This is a genomic window from Corynebacterium limaceinasi, from assembly GCF_046717465.1.
Taxonomy (GTDB): Bacteria; Actinomycetota; Actinomycetes; order Mycobacteriales; family Mycobacteriaceae; genus Corynebacterium.
The window spans coordinates 2,118,618-2,132,234 of the sequence record NZ_CP177100.1 but is presented as its reverse complement, the minus strand read 5'-3'; the positions used below and the strand labels follow the sequence as shown (position 1 = coordinate 2,132,234).

The window sequence follows — 13,617 nt, the reverse complement described above, 5'->3', positions numbered from 1 at the left end:
GATTTAGACTGGGGGCGTGAGTACTTTGCGCATTTTTGACACAGCCACCCGCAGCCAACGCGACTTCGAGCCGATCCGCCCCGGCCACGCCTCCATCTACTTGTGTGGCGCCACTCCGCAGGCGCAGCCGCATATCGGGCACCTGCGCTCCGGCGTGGCTTTCGATATCCTGCGCCGCTGGCTGCTCGCGCAAGGCTATGACGTCGCGCTCGTTCGCAATGTCACCGATATCGATGACAAGATCCTCACCAAGGCCGCCGAGAATAATCGCCCCTGGTGGGAGTGGGTGTCCACCTACGAGCGCGAGTTCACCAAGGCCTATAACCTGCTCGGCGTGCTCCCGCCGTCCGTGGAGCCGCGCGCGACGGGGTTTGTCACCCAGATGGTCGAGTACATGCAGCGGCTTATCGACGCCGGCTTTGCCTACCCCGTTCCCGCCCAAGACGCCGAGGCCACCCCGCAGACCGATGGCGCGGCCGGATCCGTGTACTTTGACGTCGAGGCCTGGACCAAGGCGGAGGGATCCGACTACGGTGCGCTGTCTGGCAACCGCGTCGAGGAGATGGAACAGGGCGAGTCAGACAACGCGGGCAAGCGCAGCCCGCTCGACTTCGCCCTGTGGAAGGCCGCCAAGCCGGGCGAGCCGAGCTGGCCCACCCCGTGGGGTCGCGGCCGCCCGGGCTGGCACCTCGAGTGCTCCGCCATGTCGACGTACTACCTGGGCTCCAATTTCGATATCCACTGCGGCGGTTTGGACCTGCAATTCCCGCACCACGAAAACGAGATCGCGCAATCGCACGCGGCAGGCGATAAGTTCGCCAATTACTGGATGCACAACCACTGGGTGACCATGGCCGGCGAGAAGATGTCGAAATCGCTCGGCAACGTGCTTTCCATCTCGAACATGCTGGAGCTCGTGCGCCCGGTGGAGCTGCGCTACTACCTGGGTTCTGCGCATTACCGCTCCGTGCTGGAATACTCCGAATCCGCCCTGACGGAGGCGGCGGCGGGCTACCGGCGTATTGAGGGCTTCGTCAAGCGCTTTGCAGGCGTCGAACGTGGCGACTGGACGCCGGACTTTGAGGACGCCATGAACGATGATATCGCCGTGCCGAAGGCTTTGGCCGCTATCCACACCACCGTGCGCGCGGGCAATAAGGACCTGGCCGCCGGGGACGAGGACGCCGCCCGCGCGAAGGCCGCTCAGGTGCGCGGGATGGCGCACGTACTTGGATTTGACCCGCTGGAGTGGGAAGATGGAGGCGAAGCTAGCGGAGCAGACGCGGCGCTCGATGCGCTGGTCCAGGCAGAACTGGAACGGCGCACGCAGGCCCGCGCGGAAAAAGACTTCGCTACTGCCGATGCCGTGCGTGACCGCCTCACCGCCGCCGGCATCACCATTACCGATACCCCAGACGGCCCCACGTGGTCGTTGACCCAGCGCTAGACAGCTTTCCGCTGTTATTTTCGCTGGTTATTGAACGGTTTCCTCGAAAGGACTGAAACGATGGCACGAACCCATGGCCGCGGTGGCGCGGGCATCCGCAAGACGAATAAGAAGGGCGCTACCAAAGGCTCCGGCGGGCAGCGTCGCAAGGGCCTAGAAGGCAAGGGACCCACCCCGAAGGCCGAGGACCGCGTCTACCACGCCAAGCACAAGGCGAAGCTGGAGCGCGAGCGCCGCAACTCTGGGCGCCACCAGAAAGAAACCGCAGAGATGGTGGTGGGCCGCAACCCGGTCATCGAGTGTTTGCACGCCAAGGTGCCGGCCACCACGCTCTACATCGCTGCCGGAACGCGCAACGATAAGCGGCTTTCTGAGGCCGTGTCCATGTGCAATACCCGCAATATCCCCATCATCGAGGTCCAGCGCCACGAGATGGACCGCATGACGGGAAATGGCATGCACCAGGGCATCGGCTTGCAGATACCGCCATATAAGTACGCAGCGGTGGAGGATTTGATTGCCAACGCCGCCGAGAACCCGCGCCCCGGCATGTTCGTCATCCTGGATAACATCACCGACCCGCGCAACCTGGGCGCCGTCATCCGTTCCGTGGCCGCTTTCGGCGGCGATGGCGTGATCATTCCAGAGCGCCGTTCGGCTTCTGTCACCGCGGTGGCGTGGCGCACCTCGGCTGGCACCGCTGCCCGTTTGCCGGTCGCCCGCGCAACGAATATCACCCGCACCGTGAAGGAATTCCAGAAAAACGGCTACCAGGTCGTCGGCCTCGATGCCGGTGGCGATCACACGCTGGATACCTATGAAGGCGGCACGGATCCCGTCGTCATCGTCATCGGCTCCGAGGGCAAGGGCATTTCGCGTTTGGTCAGCGAGACCTGCGACGTCCTCATGTCCATCCCCATGACCGGGTGGGTTGAGTCCCTCAACGCCTCCGTCGCTGCGGGTTCGGTGCTATCCGAGTTCGCACGCCAACGCCGCGCCGCCGAAAAATAACCCATTTCCGCTGCGCCAGCTCGCCGCGACGGATAAGCGCCATCCACGTTCGGTGCTGGCAAAGTCGAGCGCACAGAATCGCCTCCTCAGCCGCCGGTGCGGTTGTCGGCGCAGCTAGTGTCAAAGGCGCGCTGGGTCTTTGCGAGGCACAACCTTCTCAGTGCGAATCGTTGTGGCACACAACAATTTAACCATTATCTGCCCAGGGTGGCAGCCACCGGATGGTTCCGTCGACCCGGGCTAAGTGCCCGCGCAGGGGCGGGGCATTGGGATCATCGTCGTTCACGCCATTGTGGTACGGACAGGCGATGGTCAAGTTTCCCGGGTTAGTTTCGCCGCCATTTTTCCAGGCATTGAGGTGGTGAACCTGGCATTCATCGGCGGGGTAGCGGCACTCCGGCCACGGGCAGACCGGGTTTTCGGCCGCTGCCATCAGGCGTTGCTTTGCAGAAGCAAAGCGCGAGGTGCGGTAGAGGTTGACCGGACCTTCCACTGGGTGGATGAGCGTGACGTAGCCGTGCTCAGTAAATACCCGTCGCACCAGCTCGGCGCCGGTCATCGTGGCGCCATTGGTCAGCTGGACCACGATATCGCCCTGGGAGTCGGCGCTATGGGCAGAGCCAGGACCAGAGTCAGCGCTGACGTTGGAGTTTGAACCAGCAGTGGAGCCGGAGCCGAAATCGACGATGCGATCGAGCTCGTCGAGGCGAAGCACGACATTGGTCGTCACGCTGGGGCGGGCGGCGGCCTCGCCGTGGAAGATATTCTGCACAGAAGCAAGCGGGGCATCTTTATTAATCGCGGCGTGCATATCGGCGATATCGGCGGACGGGCCGGTAATGGACATGGTCCAGGGGCCGTCGGCGCGGCGATAAATCTTCACGCCGGGCTGGCGCTTGACGGGCCCCTTGAGCTCCTTGACGCGGGCGCGGCCCCGCTTATCAATATCCGAGACCTTCCCCTTCATCCCACACAATTCGCGCCGCAGCGCCCAGGCATCGCGCTTCTTCTTCAGCTTGGCGGCGTGGCGCTCGATGGTGAGCAGGGCCGTCAGGCTGTGCCCGTTGGCGCGGCTGGCGGCGATGGATTCGCGCTGCTGGCGGCGGAAGGCGGTGGTGCCGAAGTAGGTCTCGGCAAGCGTGAGCAGTCGGGTGGCGGTGGTATCGGGGCACCCGGCCGCAATCAGCGCGTGCAGCGAGAGGCCGTGGCAGTCGGCGATGATATCCATGCCGGGTGCCAGGCCTTTGAGAAATGTCTGCAGCGCGTTCATGCCCCAGAGACTAAGAAGCCCCGCAAGCCCGCGCTAGCCGATGCCCCACCTCCCTGTGGACAACTACCCTTAAGCGTCACCTAAGCCGAAAAATTCGCGGACTTTATCCACAGCATTGAAGGAATCCGTATTTGGTCCTATGCTCGCCGGCGTTTCTTTGCTAGAGGGAATCACGTGCCCGAGGCCCTCCATGGTCCAGAGCTCCACGGGGTAGTCGCCGTCGTAGTAGGTGGAGGTTATCCCGGGTATGGGCTGGGTTTCGCGGGGCGGGCGGCAGCCATTGGCCAGCGCGAAGTGCTCCGCGGTGGCGGGGGCAGAAAGCACGCACCCGTGGGTTTGCTGCCCATCGATGCCGGCAAGCCCGCCATCATAGGGCGCAATCAGATCTTCGGTGCCGTGGATAAACAGCAGCGGGGTAGGCCGGTAGTCATCGGGGTGGGTGGGCGCGTGGTTGGAACCTTCGCCCAGCGTGGAGGCGAAGACGCAGGCGCCGGTGAGGGTAAAGGGGGCATCGTAAAGCAGGCGCAGCACCATTTGCCCGCCATTGGAATAGCCGGCGGCGAAGGTGCGCGCGGTGGAGTACTCGCGCTGCATGGTCTCGATGAGGAAGGTGCTAAAGGCAACGTCATCCACCCCGAGCTCGCGGGCGCGGACCGGCAGGTTGGCGCGGGTGTCGTTGAAATGGTGGTCGATGCCATCGGGGTAGACGATGAGGGTATTGGTGGCATCGGCAAGCGCGTCCACCGTGCCGTTGGTAAAGCGGCGAATAACGTTGGCGGACTGGTGGGAGCCGTGGAAAAACAGCAGCAGATCCGGCTGGGGTCCGAGGTTCTCGGGCTCGATGACGATGAAGCGGCGGGTGTGGCCAGCCACATCCGCGGTGCGGCGATGAATATGCATGCCCGCCGAGTTTAGTCGGCGTGGTGGGCCTCTGCGGCGGTGCGGTTATCGGCGTGGAAATGCTTGGCCGCTACCTCATCGCGGATGGCGCGCTTGCCCTGCCGCCAGCCGATGAACCGGCACACCAGGTAGATCACAAAGGAAATGGTGGTCACGAAGACGGAAACCGGCAGGCCTGGGGCGAGGGAGAGGATGAAACCGCCCACGGCGGAGACCTCGGCGAAGATGGTGGACCACAGCACCGCGCGCAGGGGCGAGGAGGTGATCTGTACCGCCGCCGCGCCGGGGGTGATAAGCAGCGCCATGACGAGCAGCGAGCCGACGATTTGCACCGACTGCGCTGCGGCGAGGCCGACGAGGACGGCGAAGGCGACGGAGATGGCGCGGGTGGGCACGCCGGCGGCGCGGGCCATATCAGGATCGGCGGAGGCAAAGAGCATGGGCCGCCAGAGGAAGCCGACGGCGGCGACGATGATGACCGTGGTGGCGGCTAGCAGCCATACCGAGGCGGAGGATACGCCGACGATTTGGCCGGTCAGAAGCGTCATCGCCGTATTGGAATTGCCGGGGTAGAGGTGTAAAAACAGCACCGAGAGGCCCAGGCCAAAGCTCATGACCACGCCGATGGCGCTGTCTTGTTGGCCCTTAAAGCCCAGCATGGCCAGGATGATGGCGGCGACGATGGCGCCGGCGACCGCACCGAAGCCCAGGTTGAGGCCGAAGAGCAGCGCCGCGGAGGCGCCCATGAGCGCCAGCTCAGAGGTGGCGTGGACGGAAAAGGACATCTGGCGCAGCACGATGAGCGAGGTCATCACGCCAGACAAGATGCCCAGCAGCGCGGAGGCGATGAGCGAGGACTGCACGAAGTCCACGCTGAGCAGGTATTGGGTATCTTCCCAGTAATTAGACAACGATGAGCCTCCCGTCGACGTTTAAGACATTGACCTTGGAACCGTACAGCTCTGAAAGCACCTCGGAGCGCATGACCTCATCGACTGGGCCGAAGGTGTGGCCATTGGGCGCGATGTAGAGGACCTTATCCGTCACCCCGAGCACGGGGTTGATGCCGTGGGTGACAAAGACGATGGACGTCCCGCGCTCGCGGCGCAGCGAGTCCAGCTTGTTGACCGTGGCGTTTTGCCGGGCGGGGTCGAGAGAGAGCAGGGGCTCATCGGCAAGAATGAGGTCCGGGTCATTGGCCAGGGCTTGGGCCTGGCGGATGAGCTGCTGCTGGCCGCCGGATAGCTGGCCGACGCGCCGGTCCCGCAGCCCCGTGGCCCCCACCTCTTCCAAAAGCTCGTCCACCCGTCCACGGGGTGGGTGCCGGTGGCGGAATACCCCGTGCGCCACGGAGAGCGACACGAGGTCGCGGGCGCGCAGGGGAAGGTCAGCGGGGAACATGCGCTGCTGGGGGATGAACCCGACCCGGCAGTTGACGTCGACGCGGCCGCTGGTCAGCGTGCGGGTGCCGAGGATGGTGCCCAGCAGGGTGGACTTGCCCACGCCATTGGGGCCTAAAACGGCGATAAACTCGCCGCGGTCCACGGCGAGATTAAGCTGCGACCACAGTGGGTCTACTGCGGCCTCATGGAATTCAACGAGCACTAGTGCTTCCCCAGCTTGCTCGTGACTTCGTCGTAGTATTCCCAGAACTTCTTGCCATCCGGCGGGGTTTCGCCGATTTCTACGATATCGACGTCGTCGTCCTCTGCGGCGGACTTGATGCGGCCGGCGGTATCGGTTTCGGTCTGGGGGTTGAAGATGAGGAGATCGACCTCGCCATCGTCGATGGCCTTGATGAAGGCGGCGACATCGGCAGTAGCGGGCTCGCCCTCGGAGATGGTGGCCTTGCGGTAGCCCTCGGGGGTGACGTCCTTGCCGTCGGTGTACTTCATGAGGTAATCGGCGATGGGCTCGGTTTGGGCGTAATTCAGGCCATCGGGAAGCTCCTTGAGCTTATCGCGCAGCTGGTCCACGTGGGAGTCGATCTTCTCGGTAGTGGCACCGGCGTCGGAGTACTTCTCGTTGATCTGGTCCGCGATGGATCCGGCGACCTCCTCCAGGGCGGCGGGGTCGTACCAGATGTGCTCGTTGCCCTCGATATTAGTGACCTTGTCCGGGTCATCCTTGGCGGTGGCCTTCGCGGCATCGATGGTCATGACATCGGGGTCCTCGTCCAGCTTGCCGTGGTCCGTCAGCGGCAGGGCGGAAATGATGTTGTCCTGATCGGAGACGGCCTGGTAGATCCAGGCGTCGTAGCCGCCGCCGTTGACCACGAGCATGTCGGCGTCGTTGGCCTTGGCTACATCGGCCGCGGTGGGCTCGAAGTGGTGGGGGTCGGTGTCATTGCCCTCCACGATGGGCTCGACCTCGATGTCGATGCCGGAGGCGGTATCGGCCACGGCCTGGGCAACATCGGCCCAGATGGAGGTAGAGGCGACGATGGAAATCTTCTTATCACCGGAGTCGCCGGAACCAGAGTCGGTTCCGGATCCAGAATCGGAATCTGTAGAGCATGCGGCGGTAAATAGGAGGCCACTTGCTGCGAGTAGGGCTGTTGTTGCGCGTAATGACGTGTGCATACCCTCCAGTGTGCGTTTGCTGGCAATCGTTGTCAATTGAACATGCACTGAAAATCGGGCGGTGGGGTGCAGGGTAAGGTAACAGGCATGGTTAAACGCAGCCCCACCCGGAAGACATTGGCCTCCCTCGCCGCGGAGTTGGGCGTTTCGCGCACAACCGTATCCAATGCCTATAGCCGCCCTGACCAGCTCTCCTCGGCGACGAGGCAGCGCATTTTGGCGGCGGCCAAGGCGCGCGGTTACCCGGGGCCCGATCCCACGGCGCGCAGCCTGCGTACCCGCCGCGCCGGGTCGGTGGGAGTGCTGCTGACCGAGCACCTGTCCTATGCCTTCGAAGACATGGCGTCGGTGGATTTCTTGGCGGGCATGGCGGAGGCATCGGCAGGCGCTCAGACTACGCTGACGCTGATTCCCGCCGGCCCAGAAGGCGAGGCGGAGGCGACCAGCCTGGTGGGTTCGGCCGCGGTCGATGGCTTCGTGGTCTATTCGGTCGCCGCGGGCGATGCCTACCTCGCGGCCGCGCGGGGCCGGGGCCTGCCGCTGGTGGTCTGCGATCAGCCCACCGATGCGGGGCTGCCGTTCGTGGGCATTGATGATCGCGCGGCGATTGCCCCGGCGGCGCGTGCGCTTATCGATGCCGGGCATCGCCACATCGGCATCCTCGCCATCCGCCTGCGCCTGCAGCGCCACGACGGCCCGATTTCCTGGCAGGAAGTCCAGGATGCGGAGATGCACGTGCAGCGCTCGCGGGTGATGGGCGCGCTCGACGTCTTCGCCGAGGCGGGCATCGCGCCCGAGTCCGTGCCCGTGGTCACGCAGCACATTAACGATGCCCACACCACCCGCGCCGCCGCCGAGCTCCTGCTCGAGGCGCACCCGGAGCTTACGGCCGTGCTGTGCACGACCGACTCCATGGCGCTCGGCGTGCTGGCCTATGCCCGCGAGCGCGGGCTGAGCGTGCCAGAAGATTTATCCGTGACCGGCTTTGACGGCATCGATGCGGCGCAGCGCCTCGACCTGGCTACCGTTATCCAGCCCAATAAGGCGAAGGGCGCCGCGGCCGGCCACATGCTGGAAAAGCTCATCGCTAGCGCGACAAGTGATTCTGCCGGTGCAGGCAGCGCGAAGGTCGGCGCCGAAGAAGCGGAGGAGGTGCCGCGGCGGGTGTTGCAGACGCGGTTCGCGCCGGGTAAGTCGGTTATTGCACCGCGGCCGCGCGGGCGGTAGCCAGCTCGGTGAGGAAGTGGGCGACGGCGTCGACATCGGCAAGCTGCACGGCGGCGATGGAGTCGCCCTCGCCCACCTTGACGCCCACGTCTGGCGGCTGGTGGAGGGCGCGGAAGCCGTGCTCATCGGTGACGTCATCGCCCAAGAAGACCATGGCGGTGGCGCCGGTGCGCTCGCGAAGGGCCTCCAGCCACGTGCCCTTGGTGGCGGTGGTGGCAGAAAACTCGATCACGGACTTGCCGGCGGTGCGCGGGAAACCGGCGGTATCTAGCGCCAGACCCGCCTCATAGGCGGCCGCGGCCTGCTCCGGGTTGCCCAGCTCGAGCGAGCGCAGGTGCAGCACGCGCTGGAAGGGCTTGACCTCCAGCTCTGCGCCGGGGAAGCGGTCTACGATGCCGCGGATTTCTTCCTCCTTGCGCGCAAGGTGCTCGCGCATGGCGGGGGTGAGCTCGGTCTGCTGCCAGGAGGACTCGGCGCCGTGGGAGCCACCGAAGAGGACGGGCTCGCGCAGGGGACACACGCGCTGCAGACCCTCGAGGTGGCGCCCAGACAGCACCGCGGCCGTGGTGCGCGGCAGGTGGGCCAAGTGGTTGAGGGCGCGGGCGGCATCGGCGTTGATTTCCACGTCATAAATGTCGGCGGCAATCGGGGCCAGCGTACCGTCAAAATCAGAAACCACGGCGAGCTCTTCTGCCGCGGCCAAGGCCTTAATGGTGGTAGAAAGCGTCATGGCATCCCATGCTACGCGCCGGAGACCAGCTTGATGGAGGGCGAATCTACCTCATCGGTATCGAGCTCCAGGATGAGCTGGTTATTGCTATTTACGGTGTAGATAAAATCATTATCCGAGGTAATGAGGTTGCGCAGCAGGTTATCGGCCCACACGGAACTGCCTTCGCAGTCCTCATCGGTGTCGTCGTATTTGACCTCATCGAAGTGCAGCTTGTTGCCATCGCGAATATTCTCGCGCTCGTCATCGGTGGTGTAGGTCAGCCGGGCCGCAAGGCGGGTGCAGCCGGTGGTGCCCACCAAGGTGGATTCGCCGAAGCTAAATTCCGGCGCGTGAGGAATCGACTCTGGGATGGTGGATGCTGCATCCGGCGCGGTGTTGATGGAGACGACCTGCCACTGCTTGTCCACGATCCGGTCATCACCCGCGGGCCGTGGGGCATCGTCCTCGGAACCGCAGGCGGCAAGCAGGGTGACGGCACCCAGCGCGGCCACGGTGACAGCATGCTTGCCGACGCCTCTGTGCACAGCGGGTGTACCCGCACCGGCCGCTCCGGCCGTGCGTACGCGGGGGAGGGAAAGAGGCATTAGGAGTCCTTTCCGTGTGAGTCGGGAGCTTGCGAGGCGGATTCGGTCCGAACGGCGCGCAGGCAGCCCAAAAAGGACTGCGACCACAGCTGCACATCGTGGCTTATGACCTGATCGTGCATGGTGAGCATGCGCTGGGTCATGGTGGAGGGGGCATCGGAAAGCGCCCGCACTGCGTTAAGCAAGACGCGCTTGACGGACTCGATATCGAAGGGGTTGCACAGGTAGGCCTCATCCAGCTCCGCGGCGGCGCCGGCGAATTCCGAGAGCACTAGGGCGCCAGAACCGTCGTCGTGGCAGGCCACGAACTCCTTGGCTACGAGGTTCATGCCGTCCTTAAAGGGGGTGACCAGCATGATGTCGGCCATGCGGTAATAGCAGCGCAGCACATCCTTGGGCACGCCGCGGTGCTGGTAGTGCACCACGGGGTGGCCCATGCGGGAAAAGCGGCCGTTGATGCGGCCGACGGCCTCTTCCACCTGGGAGCGGGTGGCCTTGTAATGATCAAGGCGCTCGCGCGAGGGTGTGGCCAGCTGCACCAAGGTGACCTCTTCCGGATCCAAGGCGCCGGTTTCCAAGAGCTCCTCGAAGGCGGTCAGGCGCTGCAGGATGCCCTTGGTGTAATCGAGGCGATCCACGCCCAAAATGATGCGCTTGGGGCTGCCCAAGTCCTCGCGCAATTGGGCCACGCGGCGTTCATCCTCGGCGCTAAACTGGCCGAAATCCTGCGCGGCAATGGAAATGGGGAACGCGCCCACGCCCACGGTGCGGCCCCCGGGGAGGCGGATATGGGCGGTGACATCGCGGGTGGTGGCCTCCCCGCGCACCTCGAGGCCTTGGCGGCGGACCAATTCCAAGAAATTGCGGGCATTGGCCTCCAAATGGAAGCCAATGAGATCAGCGCCTAAGATGCCGCGCACCGTTTCCTCCCGCCAGGGCAGCTGCCGGAAGAGATCGGGGGAGGGGAAGGGGATGTGCAGGAAGAACCCAATGGTGAGATCGGGGCGCATTTGCCGCAGGATGCCCGGCAATAACTGCAGCTGATAGTCCTGCACCCAGACCGTCGCGCCTTCTGCGGCCACGAGGGCTACCTCGTCCGCGAAGCGGAGGTTGACCTCGCGGTAGGCATCCCACCAGTCGCGGTGATAGGCAGGGGTGACGATGAGATCGTGGTAGAGCGGCCACAGCGTGGCATTGGAAAAGCCCTCGTAGAAGGCCTCAAAATCGGCCTCGGTAAGTTTGACCGGGTGCAATAACACCCCGGCCTCGGTGCGGAAGGGTTCGGGCGCGGCATCGGCAACGCCGGGCCACCCCACCCAGCAGCCCTGGTGCGCTTCGAGCACCGGTGAGAGCGCGGTGACCAGACCGCCCGGCGAGGCCGTCCACTCCTGACTGCCATCGGCCGCGGTAGTTAAATCTACCGGCAGGCGGTTTGCCACTACTACGAAGTCATTGCCGCGCTCACTCATAGTCCAAGACTAGCTTAAGACTTCTTGGTCGACTTCTTTGTTGCTTTCTTTGTCGACTTTTTGGTGGACTTTTTGGCCGCCTTGGTGGTCTTCTTGGTCGACTTTTTAGTGGACTTCTTCGAGGCCTTGGACGTCGACTTCTTGGTGGCCTTCTTCGTGGACTTCTTCGGCGCGGCATCGGCTTGTTCCGCCAATACTTTCTTGTGCACCAGGCCCTTCGGCTCGACACCCAGCATGGACATCAAGGTCACGCCGTCCAAGAAGTCTTGGGAGTAGGTGGCCACCACGCGGCGGGCGGCACGGGCGGTTTCCTCTGCCAGGGCAATGTCTTGTTCTGCCTGTGGGTGCGTGTCTTGGACCTTGGGTGGCACGGCGAGTCCTCCTGAATGTTGGGAAAGCTATCAGGCTAAATATTGTACGCTACCGGCGGCGTTTAGGGCTCCTTGGGTTCCTCCCCGCCGGGCTTGGTGTGATCGGATTCCTCAGGCGCAGGCGATTTCTGCCCGGGCACCGTATAGGTGGTGCGCTCAGTTTCTTGCGGCTGGGCCGGCCACTGGGAGTCTGCCGGCCACAAATCTTCCGCCGGAGTGGTCCCCGGCGCGTGCTGCTGAGCCTGCGCGTGTTGTGGCGGCTTTGGCCCCAGCGTGGGCGGCAATTCGGGGCGGTTGACGCGGGGAGCAAAGGGGGACATCGGCACGCGCGGGATGCGCGGGGCCCTGCGTGCCAGGTGAGTTGCCTTGTGGAAGGAGAACCGGCCGATGCGCTTGAAGGCGGAGTACGGGCGGAAGTACTTCGGGCGGCGCAGGCGGCGGGCGACGCGCTCGCCAAAAACGACGCCGGCTGCCAGCGCGCCGGAGATGGCCAGCGCGGTGGCTAGGTTGGTAAAGCCGGTAATCATCTGCTCGTTGATGGAGGCGTACATGCCGCGGTACAGCATGAGGCCCGGCAGCATGGGCGTATAGCCCACGATCATCGTAATGAGCGGCGGGATGCCCCACCGGCGCGACATCAAACCGCCGGCCAGGCCCACCACGATGGCGGATATGCCGGAGGCAATGACCGGGCCGACGCCGAAGGGCACGACCACGAAGTAGTAGAAAACCATACCGGCGGCCGCAGTGAGCCCCGAGAGGATAATTTCTATCCAATTAGCCCCGCAGGCCAGCGCGAATGCGGCCGAACCCGTACCGCCGAGCAGCACCAAAAGGGGAATCTTGTGATAAACCGGCGGCGCCAAGGTACCCATCGGGGGCAGATCAAAGCCCATGGCGGAGGCCAGCTGGATGCCCACACCCACGCCGGCGATGATCGCGCCCGTTGATAACAGCGCAGTGAAAAAGCGCGCGGAAGAGGTCACGGGGGAGCGCGTGATGCCATCGACAAGCGCCTGCACCAGCGTCAGTCCCGCCACCAGCACGATGATTCCGGACGCAATAATCTGCGCCGGCGACATGCTAATGCCGAAGGCTGCGGCCACGTTATACAAAATCGCCGCTGGGAAGACGGCCAAGAAGCCGCCGACGACGTTTTGATAAAAGGGCGGCAGGCGGTAATTAGCCAACCAGTCATTAAGCCCCATAATCAGCGCAGAGACCACGAAGGCAACGACGCCCACGAGGAGATCGCCGCCGAGCATCATGGAAATCAGGCCACCCATGCCGCCCCAACCGAGCATCACCGTAGACGGCTTATACGGCGCCGGCATGCGATCGATGTCATCCAGGCGCTTTTCCGCCATCGCGGGCGGGACCTTACCGGAGTGGATATCGCGGATGAGCCGGTCTACTTCCGAAAGCTTGGAAAAGTTCACGCCTACATCCGGCACCACGCGAAAGACGTGGAGGTTCTGGCGCTTATCGCCCGTGCCGATCGCGGTGTGGATGGTGATGGTATTCATCAAGATATCCACATGGCAGTAGTGCAAACCGTACGACGACGCCGCCAGGTGCACCTGCGCGCGGGCATCCGAGTTGGCGGATCCGGCGCTAATAAGCAGCTCGCCGATGCGCGCGGCAATCTCCATCACGCCCGTGACCTGGGCGGCATCGGTCAGATCGACCGGGGCGAGTGGCGATGGTGGGGGTGCGGCTTTGGCCGCGTCAATGATGGCGACTTGGCCTGCGGATGCGTGCAGGCGCTCCCGCATAGCGGACAGTAGTGACACGAAAATAACCCTCGAAAAAGCGGTGGGACACTAGTAATAATTTCAGCCTGAACTCTAACCCTTGTGGGGCGCAAATGCATACAAGGGGGACCGGCTTTCCCCTTGGGCGAGGTCCTCGGGTACCATGCAACGAGCGGAAGAAATCCGCGGTGCTGGAGTGGCGCAATTGGTAGCGCAACGCACTTGTAATGCGTAGGTTGCGAGTTCAAGTCTCGTCTCCAGCTCAAAAA

13 protein-coding genes and 1 tRNA gene are annotated in these 13,617 nt (G+C 64.0%); 4 read left to right on the top strand and 10 right to left on the bottom strand.

The features are described 5' to 3' along the window. Positions 1-16 precede the first annotated feature (16 nt). Entirely contained in the window at positions 17-1,447 is a 1,431-nt protein-coding gene (cysS, locus tag ACLI1Q_RS10365; protein ID WP_023023900.1) for a cysteine--tRNA ligase, read from the top strand. Between the two features lie 60 nt (positions 1,448-1,507). Beyond that, positions 1,508-2,458, top strand: coding sequence for a 23S rRNA (guanosine(2251)-2'-O)-methyltransferase RlmB (rlmB, locus tag ACLI1Q_RS10360; RefSeq protein WP_237792359.1), 951 nt, complete (start codon positions 1,508-1,510; stop codon positions 2,456-2,458). 187 nt (positions 2,459-2,645) lie between these two features. On the opposite strand, the gene ACLI1Q_RS10355 is transcribed toward rlmB, so the two are convergent. The 5 genes from ACLI1Q_RS10355 to ACLI1Q_RS10335 all read right to left on the bottom strand — a co-directional run bounded on the left by ACLI1Q_RS10355 (position 2,646) and on the right by ACLI1Q_RS10335 (position 7,258). Then, positions 2,646-3,728 carry an HNH endonuclease signature motif containing protein gene (locus ACLI1Q_RS10355; RefSeq protein WP_239268401.1) on the bottom strand — a complete coding sequence of 361 codons (1,083 nt, stop codon included), beginning with the start codon at positions 3,726-3,728 and terminating at the stop codon, positions 2,646-2,648. Positions 3,729-3,797: 69 nt separating this feature from the next. After that, a complete protein-coding gene (locus ACLI1Q_RS10350) occupies positions 3,798-4,628 on the bottom strand; it encodes an alpha/beta hydrolase family esterase (RefSeq protein ID WP_239268399.1) in 831 nt (276 codons plus the stop codon). An 11-nt stretch (positions 4,629-4,639) separates the two neighbouring features. After that, positions 4,640-5,539: a metal ABC transporter permease gene (locus tag ACLI1Q_RS10345; RefSeq protein ID WP_239268397.1), complete on the bottom strand. Its 900-nt coding sequence runs from the start codon at positions 5,537-5,539 to the stop codon at positions 4,640-4,642. Further along, complete coding sequence (locus ACLI1Q_RS10340) at positions 5,532-6,233, bottom strand: metal ABC transporter ATP-binding protein (RefSeq protein WP_239268395.1); 702 nt, start codon at positions 6,231-6,233, stop codon at positions 5,532-5,534. The genes ACLI1Q_RS10345 and ACLI1Q_RS10340 overlap by 8 nt, the downstream gene beginning before the upstream one ends. Next, on the bottom strand, positions 6,233-7,258 hold the full coding sequence (locus ACLI1Q_RS10335) for a metal ABC transporter solute-binding protein, Zn/Mn family (RefSeq protein ID WP_370657779.1): 1,026 nt from the start codon (positions 7,256-7,258) through the stop codon (positions 6,233-6,235). The genes ACLI1Q_RS10340 and ACLI1Q_RS10335 overlap by 1 nt, the downstream gene beginning before the upstream one ends. 39 nt (positions 7,259-7,297) lie before the next feature. Between ACLI1Q_RS10335 and ACLI1Q_RS10330 the strand changes: the two genes are divergently transcribed. After that, positions 7,298-8,437: a LacI family DNA-binding transcriptional regulator gene (locus ACLI1Q_RS10330; protein ID WP_239268390.1), complete on the top strand. Its 1,140-nt coding sequence runs from the start codon at positions 7,298-7,300 to the stop codon at positions 8,435-8,437. Here ACLI1Q_RS10330 and otsB read toward each other — a convergent pair. The 5 genes from otsB to thrE form a co-directional block, all read right to left on the bottom strand. Further along, positions 8,409-9,167 carry a trehalose-phosphatase gene (gene otsB, locus ACLI1Q_RS10325; protein ID WP_239268387.1) on the bottom strand — a complete coding sequence of 253 codons (759 nt, stop codon included), beginning with the start codon at positions 9,165-9,167 and terminating at the stop codon, positions 8,409-8,411. The two genes, ACLI1Q_RS10330 and otsB, sit on opposite strands and share 29 nt — an antisense overlap. 11 nt (positions 9,168-9,178) lie before the next feature. Beyond that, positions 9,179-9,754 (bottom strand): hypothetical protein, encoded by a 576-nt coding sequence (locus ACLI1Q_RS10320; protein WP_239268385.1) that lies wholly within the window; start codon positions 9,752-9,754, stop codon positions 9,179-9,181. Next, positions 9,754-11,223: a trehalose-6-phosphate synthase gene (locus ACLI1Q_RS10315; RefSeq protein ID WP_411696983.1), complete on the bottom strand. Its 1,470-nt coding sequence runs from the start codon at positions 11,221-11,223 to the stop codon at positions 9,754-9,756. Before ACLI1Q_RS10315 ends, ACLI1Q_RS10320 begins: the two co-directional genes overlap by 1 nt. A 14-nt stretch (positions 11,224-11,237) precedes the next feature. Beyond that, positions 11,238-11,594, bottom strand: coding sequence for a hypothetical protein (locus ACLI1Q_RS10310; protein ID WP_023017948.1), 357 nt, complete (start codon positions 11,592-11,594; stop codon positions 11,238-11,240). Positions 11,595-11,656: 62 nt separating this feature from the next. Continuing rightward, on the bottom strand, positions 11,657-13,387 hold the full coding sequence (gene thrE / locus ACLI1Q_RS10305) for a threonine/serine exporter ThrE (RefSeq protein ID WP_284849514.1): 1,731 nt from the start codon (positions 13,385-13,387) through the stop codon (positions 11,657-11,659). A 151-nt stretch (positions 13,388-13,538) separates the two neighbouring features. Here thrE and ACLI1Q_RS10300 point away from each other — a divergent pair. Further along, positions 13,539-13,611, top strand: a tRNA-Thr gene (locus tag ACLI1Q_RS10300). Positions 13,612-13,617: the final 6 nt, after the last annotated feature.